This is a genomic window from Guyparkeria sp. WRN-7, assembly GCF_001641825.1.
Classification (GTDB): Bacteria; Pseudomonadota; Gammaproteobacteria; order Halothiobacillales; family Halothiobacillaceae; genus Guyparkeria.
Genome location: NZ_LRFH01000014.1, coordinates 329,324 through 351,835 on the forward strand (window position 1 = coordinate 329,324; position 22,512 = coordinate 351,835).

Below are 22,512 nucleotides of genomic sequence, written 5' to 3' on the forward strand. Positions count from 1 at the left end.
TGCCCGGCCGAACGTCTATCATGCCGACTGGTTCCCTTCGAGCAGCTGCATGCACGATTACATCCTTCTTTCCCTGACGGCGATTGTCGTCCTCGGCATTGCCGCCCAGTGGGTTTCCTGGCGGGTCAAGGTGCCGCCGATCCTGTTGCTGTTGCTGATCGGTATCGCGCTGGGGCCGATCTTCGGGTTGCTCGAGCCGGATGCATTGTTCGGCGACCTGCTGTTCCCGCTCGTGTCGCTGGCCGTCGGCGTGATCCTCTTCGAGGGCAGCCTGACCCTGCGCTTTCGCGACATTCAGGGGGTCTCGTCGACGATCCTGCGCATGGTGTCGCTGGGCGCGGCAGTCTCCTGGGGCGTGGCTGCCACGGCCGCGAACTGGTTCGTCGGCCTGGAGTGGCCGATCGCGTTCCTGTTCGGGGCGATGGTGGTGGTGACCGGGCCGACCGTGATCGCGCCCTTGCTGCGTATCGTCCGTCCCACCGCGCGCGTGTCCAAGATCCTGCGCTGGGAGGGGATCATTATCGACCCGATCGGCGCGCTGCTGGCCGTGCTGGTGTTCGAGTTCATCGTCACCCAGTCGCAGGCGGGTGCGGCCGGGGTCGGCGGCGTGATCCTGCCGTTCCTCGAGCTGGTGACCATCGGGGCGGTGCTGGGTGTCATCGGCGGCTGGTTGTTGGGCCAGGTGCTGGCGCGCCACGCCCTGCCGGACTATCTCATCAACGTCACCGTGCTCGCCTCGGTGCTGGCGGTTTTCACCACCTCCAACGTGCTGGCCGAGGAATCGGGCCTGCTGGCGGTGACCGTGATGGGCATCTGGCTGGCGAACATGCGCGGGGTGCCGCTGGAGGACATCCTCCACTTCAAGGAGACCCTGAGCATTCTCTTCATCTCGGGGCTGTTCATCCTGCTGGCGGCACGGATCGATCCGGCGACCCTGACCCAGGTCGGTCTCGGGGCGGCGCTGGTGCTCGCGGCGATCCTGTTCGTCGCCCAGCCGCTCAAGGTGTGGCTGTCGAGCATCGGCAGCGACCTCAACTGGCGCGAGAAGCTGATGATCGCCTGGATCGGCCCGCGCGGCATCGTCGCGGCGGCCGTCTCCGGTCTGTTCGCGATCAAGCTGGTCGACGAGGGCTACGAGAGTGCCGAGGTGATCGTGCCGCTGACCTTCATCGTCATCGTCGGCACCGTGGTGTTCGCCTCCCTGACCGCCCGGCCCATGGCCCGGGCGCTGGACCTCGCGCTGCCGGAGGATCGCGGGGTGCTGATCGTGGGGGCCAACCGGGTGACCCGCGAGATTGCCAAGGTCCTCAAGCGGCACGGCTTTCGCGTGGTGCTTGCCGACGGCAACTACAGCGAGATCCGTCAGGCCCGCATGGACGGGCTGGAAACCTACTATGGCAACCCGGTCTCCGAGGCGGCCGACCGCAAGCTCGACCTGGTGGGGATCGGGCAGATGTTTGCCATGTCCGCCCAGTCGGAGATCAACAACCTCGCGGCGATTCGCTACGGTTACGAGTTCGGCCAATCGAACGTGTTCGTCCTGCAGACGCCACAGGAGGTCTCCGGGTCGGACAATCAGCGCATCACGACGCAGTTCAACGCTCGCCACCTGTTTCGTGAAGGCGTCTCGCTGGGGCATCTTTTCCGGCTGGTGGAGGCGGGGGCCGAGCTGTTCAGTACCCGCCTGACCGAGAACTTCGGCTACAGTGAGTACGTGGTGCATTACGAAGGTCGCGGCGAATTGCTGTTCGGTATCAGTCCGGACGGCAATCTGCGCCCGCTGAGCGAGGAGCCCAGCCAGCGTCCGGGGCCCGGTTGGATACTTATCGGCCTGTACGAGCCGAGTCCGGAGGCCGATCGTGTGGCCTCGCGCTCGGGGAAGCCGGCGGGCGAGCCGGGTGTCGAGCGCCTGCCCGGCTGAGCGGCTCGACAAGAATTTCTGCCTGCGATCAAGAGGATGGCGAGGCACTCCGTCATCGGCGCGAAATTTTTTCGTCATCGGCGTGCCAAAGGGGTTGCGTCGCCGATTCGGGTTTGTATAATGCGCGCTCTAGCAAACGCAGTCGAGCGATCGATTGTGTGAGATGTGCGGGAATAGCTCAGCTGGTAGAGCACAACCTTGCCAAGGTTGGGGTCGCCGGTTCGAATCCGGTTTCCCGCTCCAATGGGTGGTTAGCTCAGTTGGTAGAGCGGAGCCCTTACAAGGCTTAGGTCGGGAGTTCGAGCCTCTCACCACCCACCATCATCTCTACAAGCAGCGGTAGTTCAGTTGGTTAGAATGCCGGCCTGTCACGCCGGAGGTCGCGGGTTCGAGTCCCGTCCGCTGCGCCACATCCCGAAAGGCCCGCCTTCCATGGCGGGCCTTTCTTCGTTCCGGGGTGCCCCCAAGCCCCGTCGGTCAGGGGCGTCGAGGCTGTCCCCTGAGCGGCTGCAGCCACTGCCAGGCCTGGCCCTGGGCGCGCCGCAACGGGCGAGGGGCGGCAGTCAGCCGCTTCACTCCCGCCTCCAGGTCGGCCGGCTGCCAGCCCTGTCGGCGATAGATCATCACGGTGTTGAGCCGATCGGGCACGTGCGCGACCAGGGCGTCCGGGTGGAAGTGACCCGACAGCTGGCGATGGATCTCGACCACCGCCGGCATGCTGCTGCGCCACAGGTTTACCGCCAGCAACCCGTCGGGGGCGACGGCATCGGCGAGCCGGGCGACCGCCGCGTCCGGAAGGCGCGTCATGCCGGCCTCGTCGAACAGGTCGAGCAGCGCGAGGTCCAGTGCCTCCGGTGGTTGCCACTCCGAGCCGCACAGGTCGGCGAACTGCAGGTCGAGGCGCGGGTGGTCGAGTTCGAGTCCGAAATGGCGCTGCGCCAGCGGTGCCAGGGCCGGGCGCAGGTCCACGGCGTGGATGCTAGACTCGGTATGTTCAAGAAGAAACTTCGCCAGGACGCCGCCCCCCAGGCCGAACAGGCCGATCCGTTCCGGGTTCGGGTGCAGCGCCAGCGGCAGGGTCAGGCCGCGATAGTAGGCAAAGCACAGGCGATCCGGTGCATCGGGGCGCCATGCCGACTGGGCGGTCTGATTGCCGAAGTGCAGGGCGATCTCGCCGCTCTGTTCGTAAACCTCCAGTGGACCGAATTCGTCGACCTGGCGTTCGAGCAGCTGCGCCTTCATGCCGCTCTCCGCGGATCGGGCGGTTGCGGAACGAAGCCGGCGGGCATCGGTCTGGAACGATACGGAGGTCGGGGCATGACAAACACGACAATCGAGGTATTGATGATGAGGATCAACCTGTCAGCGGATCGGGCCGGCATGACGGCGGCCGGCCGCAAGGCCTGGACCATTATCCGCGAACGGGCGTCGGCTTTCACCCGGCGCGCGGTCGGGGTGTGGGCCGCCCTTGCCCTGTCGGTGCTGGCCTTGCCGCTCCAGGCGGCCACGTTCGAGGTGGGTGAGAAGGTGTTCGTGCCGATGTTCCAGCCCAACCCCGAGCTGGACGGCTATGCCGTGGGCTTCGTCGACCAGGTCCATGACGACGGCACCCTGACGCTCAAGATCGACGAGGTGGTAACCGGCAAGAACAAGACCCTGGCCGGTACCTGTCACCCCTCGGGTGGCACGCCGCTCGCCGGAGCCCAGATCCTGTCGGACGACCCGGAGCGGATCGTCATCGAGCAGCGACTGGACGCCGACGAGGTGATGCCCTATCGCCGCGGCAGCCAGCTCTATCTCAAGCGCGAGAACCTCAGCGTCGCCTACCTGAAGTATCTCGGCAGCGGCATGGGGATGACGCCGGATCGGCTCGACGTCGCCATTCGCCGTGCGAACAGCGTTGGTCTGCCCGACATGGCCACCGCCATGAAAATTGCCAAGAAGCAGGTGGTGTCGACACAGGGCCGCGGCTTTCCGGTGCCGGCGAGCCGGGCGTTGCAGAAGGCCGCTCCCATGCTCGACGAGGTGGCCGAGATGGTCGAGTCGCACCCGGGGGCCGTCAAGGAGGCCGCGAGGATTCTCGGCGGCACCACCCCCTCGCATCGCGACCAGCCGATCGCCGCGGTGATCGTTCGCCTGCACGAGCTCCTCGAGGAGCAGCTGGGTGAGCTGGAGCAGCAGAGCAGTGATCCGCGCGAGGTGTCCGGCTACAGCGTCGATGATCTCCTGGCGATCTATACCGGCTGGTATCGGGTAATCACGGCCGATGACACGCAGCCGTTCCAAAATGCACAGGTCGAGTATTACCGAGAGCGGGCGGCGAAGGCGCTCGAGAGCGGCGAGTGGCCGTCGCTGCTGTAACCGGGCGTCCGATTACCGAGACGAAAAAACGCCCGAGCGATGTGCCGCTCGGGCGTTTTTCATGCGGCCGCACAGGTGCGTGCGCTTACTTCTGGTAACGCGACTTCCATTCCTCGTAGGGCATGCCGTAGACATGCTCGCGCGCCTCGGCATCGGCCACCTCGATACCCTGCTTCTCGGCCTCCTCGCGCAGCCAGCGCGACAGGCAGTTGCGGCAGAACCCGGCCAGGTCCATCAGGTCGATGTTCTGCACGTCCGTGCGCTCCTGCAGGTGGGCGACGAGCCGCCGGAACGCGGCGGCTTCGAGTTGGTCACGGTTGCTGGAATCAATGGCCATGATCGGGATGCCTCTTCGGTCGGGTGGGCTCAGCTGTCCGGGGTGCGGGTGTCGTAGGTCACCGCGTGCAGCTCGCCGGACTCGAGCGCCGGCTTGAGGATGCGGTTGAGGATCTGGTGCTGCTGCAGCAGCGACTTGCCGACAAAGGCGTCGCTGGTCACCGCGATGCGGAAATTGCAGCCCTCGCCATCGGGGCGCACGCGGGCGTCGGGGAGTTCGGCCTGGATCAGCTCGATGATCTCGTTGTCGGTCATCTGCGGATGGTCCTCCGGTCGTGGTCGTCAGTCTTGTGCCTGCAGGATCGGGGCGAGCAGCGCGGCGCGCCAGCCCCGAGTGAGTCGAGAAGGCCGATCCGGATTGGCCAGGTGCTGTTTCAGTTCGGCGCTCGTTGCCAGCCGGGAGGCGGTCACGCCGGTCTCGGCGGCCATCCCTGCCAACTGCGATTGCCATGATTTTACCAGTTCGCGCTGCTCGGGAGGCATGGCGGGCGGACGTGGCTGCCGTGGCCAGTCCTCGGTGTTTCCGGACAGGGCCGTGGCGATTGCGGCGGCCATGTCGTGGCGTGCCTCGGGGGTCTTCCCCAGCGGTGCCTTGCTGCGCACAAGGCGCTCTTCGATGCTTGCGGCGGTCGCCGGTGACTTCTCGCGCACGATGGCGTGGGCCAGATCCAGCATGGCCTGGTCGCCCCAGACCCAGCGTCGCGGCCGGTCGAGTTCGCGTGCCCGGCGCTCGCGCCAGGCGGCGAGTTCGCGCAGCGCGGCCAGTCCGGCGCGGTTGAGGGTCTGGACGCCGCGCACCTTCTTCCAGCGTTGCTCGTCGTCCGGTGCAAAGCGTTGCGGGTCGAGCTGGTGGCGGGACTCCTCGGCCATCCAGTCGAGCCGGTCGCGCTCGGCCAGTTGCTCGCGCAGCAACGGGTAGAGGGCATGCAGCTGGGCGACGTCCTGCACGGCATAGTCGATCTGTTGGGGGCTCAGCGGGCGGGCAAGCCAGTCGCTGCGCTTCTCGGCCTTGTCGAGGGCCACGCCCAGCAGCGCCTCGACCAGGGCCGCGTAGCTCATTTGTCCGCCGATGCCGAGCAGTTCGGCGGCGATCTGGGTGTCGAAGACGTCGCGGGGCAGTTCCCCGGCGGCGGAGAGGATGAGGTCGAGGTCCTGGTCGCCGGCGTGCAGGATCACCGGCACGTCGGTCGTGACCAGTGCATGCCAGAAGGTGGACAGGTCGATGCCGGAGGTCGGGTCGACCAGCCAGACGGTGCTGTCATCGGTGGCAATTTGCAGCAGGGCCAGGCGCGGGTAGTAGGTGCGTTCGCGGACGAATTCGGTGTCCAGCGGCAGGTAATGCGCCTGCGCCATCGCCTCGAGCAGCGCCTCGAGCGCTGCCGGCTCGGTGACGAAGCGGACCTCGGGGGCGTCCGGCGTCATGGGAGGCGACGAGCGCTTTGCGTCGTTCGAGTCACGTCGCCTCAGTCGTCCGCCTGAATGACCCGCATCGACTCGATCCGCACGGTCTCGCGCGGCACGTCCTTGCGGAATGGCCCGGCCGCGCCGGTGGGCAGGTCCGCGATGCGCTCGACGGTCTCCATGCCCTCGACCACCTCGCCGAATACCGTGTAACCGGCGCCGGCGGCCGAGTCGTCACGGCGGTCGAGAAAGGCGTTGTCGGCGAGGTTGATGAAGAACTGCGAGGTGGCCGAGTCGGGGTCCGACGTGCGCGCCATCGCGAGCGTTCCGCGGGTGTTGCTGATACCGTTGCCGGCCTCGTTCTTCACCGCTGCGCGGGTCTCCTTGCGGGTGAAGTCGGCGGTGAAGCCGCCGCCCTGGGCGACGAAATCCGGGATCACGCGGTGGAAGATCGTGCCGTCGTAGAAGTCGTCCCGGACGTAGTCCAGGAAGTTCTCGACCGTGGCCGGGGCACGCTCGTCATAGAGCTCGATCAGCATCGGGCCGTGACTGGTCTCGATGCGTACCTGGGTGTCGGCGAGCGCCAGCGGCGCCGAGAACAGCAGGCCGGCGCCGAGAAGCCAGCCGGTGACGCGTCGGGCGATATCAGTCATCACGCTGGACACGCTCGAGTCGTTCGTGGCGTTCCTGGGCCTCGATGGTCAGCGTGGCGATCGGGCGGGCCTCCAGGCGCTTGAGGCCGATCTCGTCGCCGGTCTCCTCGCAGAAGCCGTAGTCGCCATCGCTGATGCGCTTCAATGCCTTGTCGATCTTGTTGATCAGCTTGCGGTAGCGATCACGGGTGCGCAGCTCGAGGGCGGCGTCCGACTCCAGCGTGGCGCGGTCGTTGATGTCCGGCTCCTGCCAGTTCTCCTCGCGCAGATGATTGATGGTGGAATCCGATTCCATCATCAACTGGTCGCGCCAGGTCAGGAGCTTCTGCCGGAAGTACTCCAGCTGCATCGGGTTCATGTATTCCTCGTCTTCCGAGGGCTTGTAACCTTCCGGGAGTTCAACTGCCATGTTTTGCACCACCTCTGCCCGAGCAGACGCTGAAATTGGAAATGGAATGCGCCGATGAGACGACTCGCGGCGTGGGACCCGGCGGGTCGATCTGGGCCGCTGCCTGCCTCGTCATCCGGTCCATGGCCGTAGACGGGCGACGGGCAAGTATAGGGGTGGTGCCCTGTCAGCGCAACGCCCGCCCGGTGGGGGCTCACAGTTGCCAATCAAGGGCTTGCGGGGGCTTCGTTGCGCAGGCGGCGGTCGCTGGTGAAGACCCAGGTGCGGGTGATCACCAGCCGGTCGTGCTCGGCGGCAAGCTCGGCAGGGAACGGCGGGTAGGGTGCCGCGGCCTGCAGCAGGTTGCGGGCGGCGTTGTCGACGACCCGGTTGCCCGACGAGCGCCGAATGGCCAGGTTGAGCACATGCCCCTTCTTGCCGATGGTCACTTCGAGGATCACCTGGCCGGAGATGTTCCGCTGGACCAGCGCGCTGGGGTAGTGCTGGTTGCCGTAAACCTCCACCTGGCGCTTCCAGCGCGCGAGATAGCGTCCGGCGGGGCCGCCTTGGGTGCGGCTGGTGGCGTAGCCGGTGCGCAGGGCCGAGTTCACCTGCTCGTACAGGCGGTCGATGCGGTCCTGGGTGGACAGGTGACGCGGCGTGTCGCTCGCGCCGCCTGCACCTTCATGCTGCGGCCCGCGGCCGTCCTCGCGCAGCGTGTCGCTGGGGCTGGCCTGGCCGGCTAGGCCGGCCAGCGTGGGATCGGTCGGCAGGTCGAGGGCCTCGGCATCCGTCTGGCGGCCGGCATCGAGACTGCGCTCTGCCTGCGGGGCATCGAGGGTGATCTCGATGACCGGGCGTTGTTCCACTTCCGGGCGGGTGAAGTGCACCAGCAGCAGCCCGATGTGCACCAGTACTGCCAGCACCAGTGCCACCTTGAGTACACGGCTCGATCCGAGTGCGTCGGTGTGTGCTCGCTCCTTGATCGCGATTTGCTGCGTCGGCATCCCTGCCCTCTTGGCTGATGGTCAAAGCGTCCGCCAGTCGACGGATTTGCCGGCGGGCGATGGCTGCATTGCCTGCTGCATGCCCGTATCCCGCCACGGCTGCCCATTCTCGGTCACAAGCAGGGTGCCGTCGAGTCCCAGTTGCCGCGCGAAGTGACCAGCCTCGGCAGGCGCGATCAGCATCAGGGCGGTGGCGGCACCATCGGCAGTCACGGGGTCGCGGCCGAGCACGGTGGTGCCGGCATTGATTCGGGCCGGGCGCGCGGTCAGCGGGTCGAGAATGTGGCCGAGATTCTCGCCGCGGTAGCGGATGTGGCGTTCGTAGTTCCCCGAACTGCACAGGGCCCGGCGTCCGGACAGTGACACGCCGCCGAGCGGGTTGTCGCCGAATGGGTCACGGATCCCCAGCTGCCAGTCCCGCTCGCCGGGCCGGCCGAGGGTGTAGAGGTCGCCGCCGGTATCGAGCAGGCAGTCGGTCACGCCCAGCTCCCCGATGGCGGACAACACTTGCCGGGCGGCGAACCCCTCGGCCAGCGCGTTGAAGTCGAACTGCACCCGACGATTGCTGACTTCGATCCGGTCGCCGTCGAGGTGGACGTCGTCAAGCGAGGGTGCGTCGGCCAGCCAGGCATCGAGCGTGGCCTCCGCCGGCGGTTTGGCGTCGGGTTGTCGCCTGCCGTCGCGATGGAAGCCCCACAGTTCGACCAGCCCGCCGATGCTGGGGTCGAAGCGCCCGCCGCTTGCCTCGAACAGGGGGCGTGCGGAATGAATCAGGGCGAGAATGTCGTCGCTGGCGCGGGCCTCGCCGTGGCGTGCCAGTTGGCGGTTCAGGCGGGTGAGCTCGCTGTCCTTCCAGGGGTGCAGGCGGCGGTAGAGCGGTTCGACGATGCCTTCGGCCGCGCGCAGGGCGGCATTGATGCGCTCGGGCGGGGTGTCGAAGAAGGTGAGGGTCCAGATCTGGCCGAATACCGAAAAGCCCCCCTCGCGCAGCGGCGGGGTGTCCGAGCAGCCCGGCAGCAGGGAAAGCAGCGGCAGGCCGGCCAGCCCGGCGAGCAGCGCGCGACGCCGCCGGTTGGTCACGCCGGGACGCGGCTCGCGAGGTGGTCGAGCAGTCGGCCGGTCACGTCCTGGTCGGTTGCGGCGCTGATCTCCCGGGCGCAGGTGGGGCTGGTGACGTTGATCTCGGTGAGCCAGTCGCCAATCACGTCCAGGCCGACGAACCAGTGGCCGCGCTCGGCCAGCCAGGGGCCGACGGCCGCAGCGATCTCGCGATCGCGCTCGCGCAGCGGCACCACCTCGCCGCGGCCGCCGGCCGCGAGGTTGGCGCGGAAGCTCTTCTGTCCCGGGATGCGCAGCAGGGCATGGTCGACCGGTTCGCCGTCGATCAGCAGCACCCGGCGATCGCCGGTGCGGATCTCGGGCAGGTAGCGCTGCGCCATCACCAGTTCGGTCTGGTCGCGGGTCATCACCTCGAGGATCACCTGGGTGTTGACGTCGTCCTCGTGGACCTTGAACACCGAGCTGCCGCCCATGGCATCGAGCGGCTTGACCACGATCTCGCCCTGCTCGGCGGCGAAGGCGCGCAGCTGCTCGATCGAGCGGCTGACCAGCGTCGGCGGACAGAACGCCGGGAAGTGCTGGGCGAGCAGTTTCTCGTTGGCCGCGCGCACCGCGTCGGGGCGGTTGGCCACCACGACACCCGCTTGCTCGGCCAGCGACAGCAGGCCGGTGACGTAGTGGTAGTCGAGGTCGATCGGCGGGTCCTGGCGCTGCAGGATGATGTCGAAATCCGTCAGCGCGCGAGTGGCGCGTTCGCCCAGCGTGTAGAAGTCCTGGTCGCGGTCGATGACCGAAACCGGCGCGGCCTCGGCCTGCGGTGCGCCGTCGGCGAAGAACAGCCACGACGGCTCGATGTACCAGCACTCCCAGTCGCGTGCCTGGGCGCTCAGCAGGAAGGCGAACGAGGTGTCCTTCCATGGCTTGATCCGCTCGATCGGATCCATGACGACGGCAATGCGCATGAGAGGGGCTCCGCTTGCGTGTCGGCTCAGTCGGCGGCCGGGCCGCCGATCAGGTCGCGCTGTTCGCGCGCGGCGGCCAGGAGTGCCAGGCGGGCGACCACGCCGTAGCAGTACAGCCGGTTCTGGTCGCTGTCGGGCGAGGCGTCCGGGGCCGGCGTGACGCAGGACTGGGTGAAGGGTAACGGCACGAACTCGGCGCCGGGCGAGTTGAGGTTCTCGCTCTGGCCCTTCTTGGTGTGGACGCGGTAGAAGCCGCCGACGACGTGGCGGTCGATCATGTAGAGCACCGGCTCGGCGACGTGGCCGCTGGAGCCGAGGCGTTCGAAGCTGTGGATGCCTTCCTGGATCAGTACCCGGTTGATGTCGCGGCCGTCCTTCGAGGCGGCCATGCGGGTGCGCTGCTTGCGGTTGAGGCCCACGACATCCTCGGCCGACTGGGCCATCATCACGCCCATGCCGTAGGTGCCGGCGTCCGCCTTGATGACGACGAACGGCTTTTCCTTGATCTCGAGTTCGTCGTACTTCTTCTGGATGGAGGCGAGCATCTCGCCGACCTTCTCCTGCAGGCAGGCCTCGCCTTCGCGCTTCATGAAGTCGATCTGGCCGCAGTCCAGGATCATCGGGGCGAGGTGCCATGGATCGAGGTCGATCAGCTCGGCGAGCTCGTGGGCGAGCGCCTGGTAGTGGCTGAAGTGATTGAACTTGGAACGGTTCCACCAGCCCAGGACGGTCGGCGGCACCACGGTCTGTTCGAGGTCGTCGAGGATCTCCTCGCGACCGCCGGAGAGGTCGTTGTTGAGCACGATGGTGCAGGGCGAAAAGCCGTCAACCTCGATGCGTCGACCCTCACGGTGAATCGGGTGCTGGATGAGGGTGCGTCCGGAAGGCAGTTCGAAGCGCGCCGGTTCGTCCAGTTCGTCGAGCGAGCCGATGCGGGTCTCGAAGCCGGCCAGTTCGAACAGTTCGGCCATGGTCGCCAGCGACTCGAGATAAAACTGGTTGCGGGTGTGGCGCTCCGGGATGATCAGCATGCCGCGTGCGTCGGGACAGGCATGCTCCACGGCCGACTGGATCGCCTGGACGACCAGCGGGTCGAAGCTGTGGTTGAGGTTGTTGAAGCCGGCCGGGAACAGGTTGGTGTCCACCGGGCCGAGCTTGTAGCCGGCGTTGCGCAGATCCACTGAGGCATAGAACGGCGCCGGGGTATGACGCCACTGCTCCCGGAACCAGGTCTCGATGTGGCGTCGGTTCTCGATGATGTGGGACTCGATCATCAGCAGCGGGCCGCAGTAGCTTTCCTCGAGCTCTGGGGTGGCATCGTTGCTTTCGATCTGCAGGGCTGAGTGGTTGTTCGGCATCGGATTTCGTCGGGCTCTTCGCTGGATGGCATGGCGGGCCGGCGGGCGGCGTGCGTTCCGGGGGCGTATTGTAAACGATGGGAGCCAGCCTTGTTTCGCCGCCTTCTCGGGAGATGGCGGCGTTTGCCAAAGGCGGGCACGTTGGTTACATTCCGATCGGAGCACGGCAAGAATCGGCCAGCAGCAAGGACGAAGACATGGAAGCGACAGAGAATCAGGCGGGCCTCGATGGCCTGAGAGTCATGGTGGTCGACGACAGCAAGACCATCCGCCGGACGGCTGACAGCATTCTCAGCAAGGCAGGCTGCGAGGTCGAGAGCGCGATCGACGGCTTCGACGCGCTGGCGCGGATCGGCAGCTTCGATCCCGACGTCGTGATCATCGACATCCTCATGCCGCGTCTCGACGGCTACCAGACCACGGCGCTGATCAAGAACAACGATCGCTTCGCCGACACCCCCATCATCCTGCTGTCGAGCAAGGACAGCATCTTCGACAAGGCGCGCGGGCGCATTGTCGGCGCCTCCGACTACCTCACCAAGCCCTTCAACAGCGACGAGATCCTCGCGGCCGTGGAGCGGTTCGCCGAGGGGCGTTCCGTGACCGACGAGGGCGCGATGGCCGGTTGAGGCCCGGATGGCAGTCGACCGCGGTCGGCAATTACGTTTCAGAACCGGATTTTCTAGAGGAACAGGGTAGTGGCTCACATCGTTGTCATTGATGACTCGCCCACCGAGGTGTACGTGCTCCAGCAGATTCTCGAGCGTCACAATCACCAGGTGTCCGTGGCCAACAGCGGCGAGGAGGGTATCGAACTGGTTCGGGAAGTGCGCCCCGATGCCGTGCTGATGGATGTAGTGATGCCCGGCATGAATGGCTTTCAGGCTACCCGCACGCTCAACAAGGATGGCGACACCAGCGATATCCCGGTGATCATCGTCACCACCAAGGATCAGCAGACCGACCGGATCTGGGGCATGCGCCAGGGGGCGAAGGAGTACCTGGTCAAGCCGGTCAAGGAAGCCGACCTGATCGCCGTGCTCAAGACTGTGCTCGGCTGACACCATGCAGCGGACGGAAGACGTATTCGACTATCTCGACTGGATCAACGGCCAGGTCGAGGCACATGCAGTCGGCCTTCCCCGGAACGAGGATCACGTCCGGACGTGGCAGGGCATCCTGTTCGCCGTGGACGGCCGGCGCATGCTGGTCGCGCTCGACGAGGTGCGCGCGATCGTCACCCCGCCGCGTCAGGTGGCGCTCCCCGGCGCGAAGCCCTGGGTGGTGGGTCTGGCCAACCTGCGCGGCGAGCTGACCGGCGTGTTCGATCTTGCCCGGTTCTGGTTCGACAACCCGGCGCCGGCCTCTCGTCATAGTGTGGTGTTCCTGGCCAAGCGTGCCCAGGCCGCCTCCGCCTTTCTCGTGGAACGTTCCTACGGCATCCGGCAGGTGCCCTATGGCGAGGAGCGCCCGCTGAGCGAGTCCGAGCACCATGGCGATCTCGCCGCCCTGCCGGGCTTCCATCAGGAAGTACGCCTGAACGACGAGTGGCTCCCGGTGATGGAATTCGGCTCGCTGTTGGAAAACGATCAGTTTCACAATGCCGTCGCGTGATGTCGCGGTTAGGGGCGCAGGCCCGCAAGCAACAAAAACGATGATTCGACCTCAGGAGTAACTGGCAACTATGAGTCTTGGCGCACGGATGGGCGGCATCAGCCGTAAGATACTGGTTCTCGTTGTCCTGGCGGTGCTGGCCCTGATCACGACGGTTGTCGTGTTCATCTATTCGGCCCAGCGCGAACAGGATTTCCTTGATCGCCGTCTGGCGGCCGCCGAACTCGAGCGCTCCTCTCAGGAGTTGACCATCGAGGTGCTGCGCGCCATCCGGGGCAATCCCGGCGCATTCGACCGAGTCCAGTCGATCCGTGCCGATTTCACCGACAGCCTCAACGGCCTGCAGGGCGAAGACCCCCAGCGTCCCCAGCTGGCGATTCCCGCCAACCGCGAGGAGCTGCTGGGCAAGGTGTCCCAGCGTTGGAACGTCTACAACGAGTCTCTGGCCAAGGTGCTGGAAGGGCGTGCTGCCATCCTGAGCGTCGGTGAGCAGTCCGGGCAGATCGAGGAGATCCTCCCGGACCTGACCGCCGCCTCGGACGAGGTGGTGCAGACACTGGTCGCCAACGACGCGCCCAGCCATGTCATCTACCTCGCGACCCGGCAGCTGATGTTCATCGAGCGCATCGGCACGACCCTTGACGAGATCACCGGCGGTGGCGAGCAGGCAGTCAACGCCTCCGAGCGCTTCGGTCGTGACGTGGCCCTGTTCGGCGGCGTGCTCAACGGTCTGCTGAACGGCAACCGCATGGCGCCGCGGGTGAGCGATCCCGAGGTGCGCGACGGCCTGCGCGAAGTGGGCGTACTGTTCGCCACGGTCAACCAGCTGGTATCGGCGGTACTCGAGCAGGCGCCGCAGCTGCTGGCGGCCAACCAGGCGGCCCGCGAAATCGACGCCATGTCGGGCGAATTCACCCAGGCGACGTCAGAGCTCGCCCGAACCCTGGCCGACGATCAGAACCAGGCCTCGGAGTTCCTCTACGTGGGCTACGCCAGCGGCGCGATCGGGCTGCTGTTCCTGATCTGGCTGGGCGTGACTCTGGTGCAGGAGTCCCGGCGGGCCCTGGCCGACACCGAGGCGACCAACCAGCGTAACCAGGCCGCGATCCTGCGTCTGCTCGACGAGATGATGACGCTGGCGGACGGCGATCTGACCGCGCACACCACCGTCACCGAGGACATCACCGGCGCGATCGCCGACTCGGTCAACTACACCATCGACGCCCTGCGAGACCTGGTCGGCACCATCAACGACACCTCGGTCCGGGTCGCCGAGGCGGTGCAGTCCTCGCAGGACAGCTCGCGGGCACTGGCCGAGAAATCCCGCAACCAGGCGCAGCGGATCACCGACATTTCGGACGCGATCGCGCAGATGTCCGACGAGATCCAGAGCGTCTCGGTCAGCGCCCAGCAGTCCGCCCAGATCGCCGAGTCCTCGGTCGACGTGGCCCACCGTGGTGGCGACGCCGTGCGTCAGACCATCAAGGGCATGAACCAGACCCGCGAGCAGATTCAGGAAACCTCCAAGCGACTCAAGCGCCTGGGCGAATCCTCGCAGGAAATCGGCGACATCGTCGGCCTGATCACCGACATCGCCGACCAGACCAACATTCTGGCTCTGAACGCCGCCATCCAGGCGGCCATGGCGGGCGAAGCCGGCCGCGGCTTCGCGGTGGTCGCCGACGAAGTCCAGCGCCTGGCCGAGCGTGTCAGTGACGCGACCCGCCAGATCGAGCTGCTCGTCAACACGATCCAGACTGATACCTCCGAGGCGATGCTCGCCATGGAGCAGACCACCTCGAACGTCGTCGACGGCGCGACACTGGCCGAGAATGCCGGTAAGGCACTGTCCGAGATCGAAAGCGTCTCGCTGAAGCTTTCCGAGCAGATCAACGACATCACCTCGGTCGCTCAGAAGGAGGCCTCGGTGGCCACCGATCTGCGTGAGGCGGTCAACCGGATCATGCAGGAAACCCAGCAAACCGCGGAGAACGCGACGCAGGCGGCCGACGAGATCGGTGAGCTCGGGTCGCTTTCCCAGGAGCTCAACCGCTCCGTGGCCGGCTTCACCATGCCCGAGCGAGACGAGCCGGCGGCTCAGCCGACCGTGCAGCAGGATGCGATCGAGGGTGAGTCGACCGACGAGGAGTGGGACGAGCCCGAAGAAAAGCGGGCCTGATCCCGGTCGACGCGACGGACCATGGCTCCGTTGGCCTGATGATGGGCGACGGGGATTCCAGCAGGCGGGATGCCGAGAGGCGGTGTAACTGAAGATGCGGACAGAAAGGAAAGTCGATGCGATCGTGTTCGACTGGCTCCGTGAGGGGCTGGAGGAACGTCTCGCCGAGCTGCTGAGGGCGCTGGAGCAGCTTTCCGAGGGCGAGAATGCTACCGAGCACGTCTTCGATGCCACCCAGGCGCTGCAGACGCTGGATCGCGTCTTCTCGATGGTCGACATCCAGTTGGTGCGCGTGCTGGTGCGGACGCAGCTGGCCGCACTCGAGCCCCTCGAAGAGGAGGGGCGTGACGAGGCTGCCGTCTCGGCGCAGATCGAGTCGGCGGCGCTGCTCCAAGCGCTGCTCGACCGCATGGCCGCCGGGGCGGACATCACCCCGGCGAGCCTGCGGCCGATGGTCAATCGCCTGCGCGAGACCATCGGTCAGCCGGCGCTGGACGTGCGTGAACTCGCCGCCCGCGCCTACCTGCTGCAGGCCGAACACGAGTTGGGCAAGCGGCCGCACCGCCCCAAGGGCGTGGATGCGGAAGCCGAGCTGCGCCCGTTGCTGCGGCGAATGGAGCGCGAGGTGCTGGCGGTCATGCGGGATGACTGGTCGGTGCTGCCCGGCCTGCGTGACCTGTCCATGCAGATCATCGCGCACGAATCCAGCCGCAGCGCCATCATCGCGATCCGAGTCGTGGGCGAGCTGCTGCGACTGACCGAAGCGGAACCGGAGCGCTACGCCCCCATCCTCAAGCGTGCCGTCGGTCGTGTACTGCAACTGTTCCGCCTACAGCTACAGGCCCGCAGCGAGGGTGTGATCAACCACGCCGGTCTCGACCTGGGTGCCTCGGTGCTGCTCTCGCTGCTCGATCAGGTGGACGACGATGACGTCATCTGCCGCGACACGGCGGCCGAATGGCGTGCCCAGCTGGAGAGCGCCGATGAAGCTCCGGCCCGCTTCGTCGGCCTCAATGCCGAGGCGCTGGTGGCCGTTCAGCAGGCGCTGCAGGAAGAGTTGCTGGTCACGCAGGACGTGCTGGACCTGTTCGTACGCGGCAAGCGCGACGACCTCGAGCCGCTCAGCCGGATCCTGTCGAAATTCGAGCAGATGTCCGGCGTGCTGGCTGCCCTGGGCTATGACGCGGCAGCGGCGTCACTGGACGACGGCCGTGACCGGTTGCTGGCCGTCACGCGGGGTACGGAACTGCTCGACGATGCCATGCTCATGGATCTTGCCGGCACGGTCATGCTGCTCGAGCAGGTCATTGACGGCATTCCGCGCGACATGGCCGACGGTGGCCGGGCCGAATCGCTCCACGACCAGACCGTTGCCAGCTCCATTGGTGCCATTGCCAGCGCCGCCTACGAATCGCTTGGCGAGGCTCGCGAGAAGATCGATGCCGGCCTGGCCGGGCGCACTGAAGCCGAGGCATCCCCGGGAGAATCCTTTGAGCAGGCCGCCGAGATGCTTACCGGTATCGGCGAGGTATTGCGGCTGTCCGGTCGTGAAGCGGCCACTCCGCTGGCCATGGCGCTTGCGCGGTGGAGTCGGAGCCAGGCCTCTGGGGAGCCCGCCGGTGACGACCACACGCTCTCGGCACTGAGCGAGATTTTTGCCGCACTGGAGTTCTATCTCGAGAACCTGCGTGACTTCCAGAAGGAAATCGCGCGCTTCCTCGAGGCGCCGAAACGACGCGTCGAGGACTTGCTGCCGGGTGACCAGAGCGAGACATCCGCTCAGCCGCCTGTCGATGAGCCGAGCGAGCCCGTGGACACGGCCGAGCCGGCGGCGGCCGAAGCGGCCGATGAAACCGCCGAGCAGGCAGCGCCGGAGCCCGTGGACGACAGCCTGGCCACCCCGGACGAGCTGATTTCGTTCTGGCAAGTCGAGCAGGACGAGCTCGAGGCCACGGCAGCAGAGACCGACACCGAGACATCCGAGACGGATGCTGGCAGCGAGCCGGTCGAGCCCATCGAGGCCGATGCCAGCGACCAGGCGAGCGGCGAGGAGCTCGAGGCCGCCCTGGATTACTCGTTGGATGCGGGTGAAGACGACCAGCGTCTTGACGCCGCGACGGAGGATGACGGCGAAGAGCTCCCGGATCTGCCCGAGGCCGGACCCGAACCTGCCGCGGCCGAGCCGGAGGAAGCGACGGAAGAACTCGAGGCGTTCAGCCTGCCGGAGACGGACGAGGAGAACGAGGCCCAAGCCGATGTCGACGAATCGGCATTGAGCGAGCCGCTCGCCAGCGACGAGGACGCCCTCCAGGTGCCGGAGACCGAAGGCGCCGAGCACAGCCAGGCGGAGCCGGCCGCCGAACCCTCCGTTGACGAGGACGCGCTCCTCTCGACCCCGCTGACCGAATCCGCCGAGGAGGCGGATCAAGCACAATCGGATGACGAGCCACAGGCCTTGTCGTTCGCGGAAACCGAGGCTGAATCCTCACCGGCCCTGGAATCGGCCCTCGATGCCGGCCTGGCCGAAGATCAGGACGAACTGCGTCTCGAGTCGGGCGAGACGGCCGGGGACACCGACGAGGACGCACAACCTCACGAGCTTCCCGATCAGCCGGTTGCCGCACCGGAAACCGAGGGGTTGCCGGTGGAGGCCGAGGAGCGAACGCTCTCGTGGACCGAGACCGAGACCGAGACCGAGACCGAGACCGAGACCGAGACCGAGACCGAGACCCAGACCGAGACCCAGACCGAGGCTGAGGCTGTGGCTGAGGCTGAGGCTGAGGCTGTGGCTGTGGCTGAGGCCGCGGCGGGAGAGTCCCCCAAGGATGGCGAGGCCGTAGCGGATCAGGGGGCAGCTTCTGACGAACCGGAGGGGTTGACCTTCGACGAGGCGGAAGCCGAACCCTCGTCGGAGCTCGAGTCGGCGCTCGATTTCGGACTTGCCGAGGACCAGGACGAACTGCGGGCCGACGCATCGCCCTCAGCGGACGACGAAGCCGCGGTCGATCTGCCCGACGAGGTCGTCGCGGCACCTGAGCTGCCCGAAAAGGCGGACGACGGCTCGTCGGCGGTTGAAGCCGAGGCGACGGAGGAAGTGGCCCCCGCCGAACCGGAAGAAGATCCGATGATGGCGGAGATGCGTGAAGTCTTCGCCGAGGAAATGGCAGAGACCGTGCCGGATATGGCCGAGGCCGCCGCCGAATGGCGCACTCAGCAGGGTGGTGATGAGCTTGCGCGCCTGCGTCGCGGTTTCCACACCATCAAGGGCAGCGGCCGGATGGTCGGGCTCGATACCATCGGCGAGTGGGCCTGGTCCTGGGAGCGCCTGCTCAACCAGGTGATTGACGGCAAGCTCGAAGCCGGCAAGACCACGCGCGAGGGGGCGAGCGACGCCGTTGCCCTGATGGAGGCGGCGTTGCCCGACCTCGAGGCCGGTCGGGCAACGCCGGCGGAGCATTGGGCGGCATCCCGGGAGCTGGCCGACCGTCTCGAGTCCGGCGAGGCCGAGTCCGAGGTCGACGAGGCGGCGGTCGAGCCGTCGGCCGCGATGGCCGACGAGATCACAGAGCCGGCGCAAACGGAGCCTGCCGAGGCGGTCGAGTCAGTCGACGCCGCAGCGCCGGTGATCGAGGATCCGGTACTGCGAGAGATCTTCGATCAGGAGATCGGCGGTTACATCGATGAGTTGCATCGCAAGATCGAATCCGCCCGCGAGCACGGCGTCGGTCTGACCTGCGACAACGACCTGGTGCGGCTGCTGCATACCACGCTCGGCTCGGCCCGTACGGCCGGTGTCGACATCATTGCCGCCCTGGCGCGCTATCTCGAGGACTGGACGCGGGTGCTGGCCGAACACAAGCAGCGTCTGGCCGGCGCGGACCTGGCGTTGTTCGCCGAAGGTGCGGATGCCATCGAGGCACTGCGCCAATGGGCGGTCGATCCCGTCCGTGAACGGCCCGACAGCGAGGCACTGGAGCAGCGGCTCGACGAACAGCTGCAGCGGGTGCTGGCCGAATATGGCGAGGTCGGCGAGAGCGCGGAGGCGCGCGAGTCCCGTGAAGAGGACAAGCCGACCGACGAGACCACCGAGGCCGATACGCCGGCTGACGAGGCGGTCGATCTCGAGCCGACCGGCGACGAGAACGAGCCCGAAACGTTCGAACCGGCCGATGCCACCGAGGAGACGGCAGACGCCGATGAGGGCGAACCCGCCGAGGAGTCCGAGGCCTCCTCCCAGGAGCCCGGCGACGAGCCGGCGGAGGCGGACGAGTACGCTGATATCGAGCAGCGTCCGGACGACGACCCATCCGAGCAGGACGAGGACATCCTGCAGATCTTCCTCGACGAGGCGGACGAGCTGCTCGAGCAGGCCGACGCCTACCTTGCCCACTGGCGCGTCCACCCCCACGACCTCGAATCGATCCGACTGCTGCATCGCAACCTGCATACTCTCAAGGGCGGTGCACGGATGGCCGGGCTGCTCAATCTCGGTGATGTGGCCCACCACCTCGAAGGCCGCCTCGACGTCGCTCGACGCGACGAGTCGCAGGACAACGAGGCCCTGGTGGCGTTGGTCCAGCACAGCTACGACGTCATCGCCGGCCTGCTCGACCGGGTGCGCAATCAGCAACCGATTCCCCAGCAACGGGAACTGATCGGCCTGATCCGCGACCCGGAGGGCGCGGAGCGCTTCGCCCAGCGTACTCAGGGTGGTGCGGAGTCGGAGGCTGAGCCCGAGGCGCCTTCAGAGGGCGATCTGCCCCCCGCCTCGACCGCGACCGTCGAGGAGACGCCGCCCGAGCCCGAGCCGGCCGCCAGCGAATCCGGCGGTGGGGCGGAGCCGGCCGCCGTCGAGCGTCGTGACGAGCAGGTGCGGGTCGCCGCCGGCAGCATCGATGCGCTGGTAAACCAGATCGGCGAGTCGGTACTGCTGCAGTCGCGTGTCGATCGCCAGGTCAACGGCTTCGAACGCCAGCTGTTCGAGCTGCAGCAGACGGTCACGCGCCTGCGCAGTCAGCTGCGCCGTCTCGAGATCGAGACGGAGACCCAGATCAAGGCCGACCTGATGGAAGAGGCGGGCGTCGACGAGGATCACTTCGATCCGCTCGAGTTCGACCGTTTCACGCAGGTCCAGGAGCTGTCCCGCGGCATCATGGAGTCGCTGGGCGACGTCGCCAACATCGAGGAAAGCCTCAGTTCGCTGACCGAGCAGTCCCAGCTCCTGCTCCTGCAGCAGTCCCGCCTCGGTCGCAAGATGCAGGACGGCGTGCTGGCCATGCGGCTGGTGCGATTCAACGACGTCGCCGGCCGCCTGCGCCGCATCGTCCGCCAGGTAGGCGACGAAATGGGGCGTCAGGCGGAGCTGGTGATCGAGAACGGCGATGCCGAGATCGACCGCGTTACCCTGATGGCCCTGCTGCCCTCGCTGGAACACATGCTGCGCAACTCGATCGCGCATGGCATCGAGCCGCCCGAGGAGCGCCGTGCCGCGCACAAGGCACCGGTGGGGCGCCTGGTCATGAATGTCGACAGCGGCGGCGGCAACATCACCGTCAGCCTGCGAGACGACGGCCGCGGCCTCGACCTCGACGCCATTCGCCGCAAGGCGGTCGAGCGCAGCCTGATCCCGGCCGACATCGATGTCAGCGACGAGGAGGCCCGTTCGCTGATCTTCCTGCCGGGCTTCTCCACCGCGGGGAACGTGTCCCAGGTCGCCGGGCGTGGCGTGGGTATGGACGTGGTCGCCAGCGCCACCCGCGAGCTGGGTGGCTTCGTCGACATCGACTCCGAGCAGGGGCGCTACACCGAGATTCGTCTCAACCTGCCGCTGACCCAGGCGATGACCCGCGGCATTCTCATCGGCAGCGGCGAGGACCGCTACGCCATCCCCTACAAGGGCGTGGTCGCGGTCACCCGCATGACCGGCGTGTCGCTGGCCGAGCACTATCGCGAGGAGAAGCCGCAGGTCGAGTACGACGGCGAGCACTACCCGCTGTATTACTTGGGCGAGCTGCTGTGGGGGCAGCCGCCGGCCGAGACCGAGCAGGACGTGGCCGCCATCCGGCCGATCCTGCTGTTCAAGCTCGGCGAACGTCGCTTCGCCCTGCACGTCGATCATCAGCTCGGCGGCATCCAGCTGTTCGTCAAGTCGCTTGGGCCGCAACTCGGCCGGATTCCCGGCCTCTCCGGGGCGACGATCGCCGACGATGGCGACGTCATCCTCGTGCTGGAGTTGTTCGAGCTGGTTCAGCAGTTCCAGCGGCGCGACTACCAGCGCCGGCTGGGCGAGCAGGTCGGGCTCAAGCCGCATCGCGCCCGGCCGACGGTCCTGGTGGTGGACGACTCGCTCACCGTGCGCAAGGTCACGGCGCGGACGCTGGAGCGCAACAACTACGACGTGCTGCTTGCCCGCGACGGCGTCGAGGCGCTGGGCCTGCTGCAGGACAGCATGCCCGACCTGGTGCTGACCGATATCGAGATGCCGCGCATGGACGGCTTCGAACTGCTGGGGGCAATCCGCAACGATCGGGCCGCCAAGGACACGCCGGTGGTGATGATTTCGTCGCGCACGGGGCAGAAGCACCGCACCCGCGCCGAAACCCTCGGGGTATCCGCCTACCTGGGCAAGCCGTATACCGAGCTCGACCTGATCGACACCATCGAGCGTCTGCTGCCGTCGACGACGGCAGACCGTCCGGATTCGACCGTAGGCGAAGAGCATGCCGACTGAAACGAGTAACGCCGTCATGGACCAGCCGAACGAATCGCAGGCGCAGGAGCAGGCCGGGGTCATCCGGACCGTGCGCCTGCCCACCCAGCTCACCGAGATCGAGCTGCTCGTACCCTATTCATTGATCGCCGAGATCACCGACGTCTCGCTGCCCGACGGCAGCATTCACCTGGGCCGAAACGAGGCGACCATCGTCAACTGGCGTGGCCAGCGCGTGCCGCTGGTGAGCCTGGAGGCGATGAACGGCGAATCGGTGCCCACCATCGGCCGACGGGTACGCTGCGCGGTGCTCTACGGCACCAATCCGGAGCGGGCCCTGCCCTACTTCGCCGTGCTGCTCTCCGGTGTGCCACGCTCCGAGCAGGTGGTTCGCGGTCAGGCCGAAGGCAGCAGCGCGCAGGACAATCCGCTCTGGCGCGCCGTGGTCCAGCTGGGCGGGCGCATGACCGCGATCCCGGACATCCGCGAGATCGAGGAGCGCATCGACCGGATGCGCCTGGGCGAGGAAGAGGGACGCGAATCGGCTACCGACTGAGTCCAGCC

The 22,512-nt window shown here is 67.0% G+C and carries 18 protein-coding genes and 3 tRNA genes; 11 read left to right on the top strand and 10 right to left on the bottom strand.

Going from position 1 to position 22,512, the window contains the following annotated elements:
• Nucleotides 1-49 precede the first annotated feature (49 nt).
• The 4 genes from AWR35_RS06135 to AWR35_RS06150 all read left to right on the top strand — a co-directional run bounded on the left by AWR35_RS06135 (nt 50) and on the right by AWR35_RS06150 (nt 2,331).
• Nucleotides 50-1,921 (top strand): sodium:proton antiporter, encoded by a 1,872-nt coding sequence (locus AWR35_RS06135; RefSeq protein WP_066185085.1) that lies wholly within the window; start codon nt 50-52, stop codon nt 1,919-1,921.
• Nucleotides 1,922-2,088: 167 nt separating this feature from the next.
• Nucleotides 2,089-2,164, top strand: a tRNA-Gly gene (locus tag AWR35_RS06140).
• A 2-nt stretch (nt 2,165-2,166) separates the two neighbouring features.
• Nucleotides 2,167-2,242: transfer RNA gene (locus tag AWR35_RS06145), tRNA-Val, on the top strand.
• Between the two features lie 12 nt (nt 2,243-2,254).
• Nucleotides 2,255-2,331: transfer RNA gene (locus AWR35_RS06150), tRNA-Asp, on the top strand.
• A gap of 67 nt (nt 2,332-2,398) precedes the next feature.
• Here AWR35_RS06150 and AWR35_RS06155 read toward each other — a convergent pair.
• Entirely contained in the window at nt 2,399-3,163 is a 765-nt protein-coding gene (locus tag AWR35_RS06155) for a hypothetical protein (protein ID WP_058575060.1), read from the bottom strand.
• A 75-nt stretch (nt 3,164-3,238) separates the two neighbouring features.
• Here AWR35_RS06155 and AWR35_RS06160 point away from each other — a divergent pair, with 75 nt between their 5' ends.
• Nucleotides 3,239-4,282, top strand: coding sequence for a hypothetical protein (locus AWR35_RS06160; RefSeq protein WP_058575061.1), 1,044 nt, complete (start codon nt 3,239-3,241; stop codon nt 4,280-4,282).
• A gap of 85 nt (nt 4,283-4,367) precedes the next feature.
• Here the strand turns inward: AWR35_RS06160 and AWR35_RS06165 are convergent, their stop codons facing one another.
• The 9 genes from AWR35_RS06165 to gshA all read right to left on the bottom strand — a co-directional run bounded on the left by AWR35_RS06165 (nt 4,368) and on the right by gshA (nt 11,446).
• Complete coding sequence (locus AWR35_RS06165; protein WP_197408160.1) at nt 4,368-4,613, bottom strand: DUF1244 domain-containing protein; 246 nt, start codon at nt 4,611-4,613, stop codon at nt 4,368-4,370.
• Nucleotides 4,614-4,648: 35 nt separating this feature from the next.
• On the bottom strand, nt 4,649-4,873 hold the full coding sequence (locus AWR35_RS06170) for a BolA/IbaG family iron-sulfur metabolism protein (protein ID WP_058575063.1): 225 nt from the start codon (nt 4,871-4,873) through the stop codon (nt 4,649-4,651).
• A 27-nt stretch (nt 4,874-4,900) separates the two neighbouring features.
• On the bottom strand, nt 4,901-6,040 hold the full coding sequence (locus tag AWR35_RS06175; protein WP_058575064.1) for an HRDC domain-containing protein: 1,140 nt from the start codon (nt 6,038-6,040) through the stop codon (nt 4,901-4,903).
• 41 nt (nt 6,041-6,081) lie between these two features.
• On the bottom strand, nt 6,082-6,672 hold the full coding sequence (locus tag AWR35_RS06180; RefSeq protein ID WP_082663944.1) for a peptidylprolyl isomerase: 591 nt from the start codon (nt 6,670-6,672) through the stop codon (nt 6,082-6,084).
• On the bottom strand, nt 6,665-7,081 hold the full coding sequence (gene dksA, locus AWR35_RS06185; protein WP_058575065.1) for an RNA polymerase-binding protein DksA: 417 nt from the start codon (nt 7,079-7,081) through the stop codon (nt 6,665-6,667). The genes AWR35_RS06180 and dksA overlap by 8 nt, the downstream gene beginning before the upstream one ends.
• A gap of 206 nt (nt 7,082-7,287) precedes the next feature.
• Nucleotides 7,288-8,067: a TonB family protein gene (locus AWR35_RS06190; RefSeq protein ID WP_058575066.1), complete on the bottom strand. Its 780-nt coding sequence runs from the start codon at nt 8,065-8,067 to the stop codon at nt 7,288-7,290.
• Nucleotides 8,068-8,088: 21 nt separating this feature from the next.
• Nucleotides 8,089-9,147 (bottom strand): FAD:protein FMN transferase, encoded by a 1,059-nt coding sequence (locus AWR35_RS06195; protein WP_058575067.1) that lies wholly within the window; start codon nt 9,145-9,147, stop codon nt 8,089-8,091.
• On the bottom strand, nt 9,144-10,088 hold the full coding sequence (gene gshB, locus AWR35_RS06200) for a glutathione synthase (RefSeq protein WP_058575068.1): 945 nt from the start codon (nt 10,086-10,088) through the stop codon (nt 9,144-9,146). The genes AWR35_RS06195 and gshB overlap by 4 nt, the downstream gene beginning before the upstream one ends.
• Nucleotides 10,089-10,114: 26 nt before the next feature.
• Nucleotides 10,115-11,446: a glutamate--cysteine ligase gene (gshA, locus tag AWR35_RS06205; protein WP_082663945.1), complete on the bottom strand. Its 1,332-nt coding sequence runs from the start codon at nt 11,444-11,446 to the stop codon at nt 10,115-10,117.
• A 197-nt stretch (nt 11,447-11,643) separates the two neighbouring features.
• Here gshA and AWR35_RS06210 point away from each other — a divergent pair, with 197 nt between their 5' ends.
• The 6 genes from AWR35_RS06210 to AWR35_RS06235 all read left to right on the top strand — a co-directional run bounded on the left by AWR35_RS06210 (nt 11,644) and on the right by AWR35_RS06235 (nt 22,504).
• A complete protein-coding gene (locus AWR35_RS06210) occupies nt 11,644-12,075 on the top strand; it encodes a response regulator (protein ID WP_058575265.1) in 432 nt (143 codons plus the stop codon).
• A 69-nt stretch (nt 12,076-12,144) separates the two neighbouring features.
• Nucleotides 12,145-12,507, top strand: coding sequence for a response regulator (locus tag AWR35_RS06215; protein ID WP_058575069.1), 363 nt, complete (start codon nt 12,145-12,147; stop codon nt 12,505-12,507).
• Nucleotides 12,508-12,511: 4 nt separating this feature from the next.
• Nucleotides 12,512-13,060, top strand: a complete 549-nt coding sequence (locus AWR35_RS06220) for a chemotaxis protein CheW (protein ID WP_058575070.1) — start codon at nt 12,512-12,514, stop codon at nt 13,058-13,060.
• Between the two features lie 70 nt (nt 13,061-13,130).
• A complete protein-coding gene (locus tag AWR35_RS06225) occupies nt 13,131-15,239 on the top strand; it encodes a methyl-accepting chemotaxis protein (RefSeq protein WP_082663946.1) in 2,109 nt (702 codons plus the stop codon).
• Nucleotides 15,240-15,363: 124 nt separating this feature from the next.
• Nucleotides 15,364-21,969 (top strand): Hpt domain-containing protein, encoded by a 6,606-nt coding sequence (locus AWR35_RS06230; protein WP_058575072.1) that lies wholly within the window; start codon nt 15,364-15,366, stop codon nt 21,967-21,969.
• 16 nt (nt 21,970-21,985) lie between these two features.
• Nucleotides 21,986-22,504, top strand: coding sequence for a chemotaxis protein CheW (locus tag AWR35_RS06235; protein ID WP_058575073.1), 519 nt, complete (start codon nt 21,986-21,988; stop codon nt 22,502-22,504).
• Nucleotides 22,505-22,512: the final 8 nt, after the last annotated feature.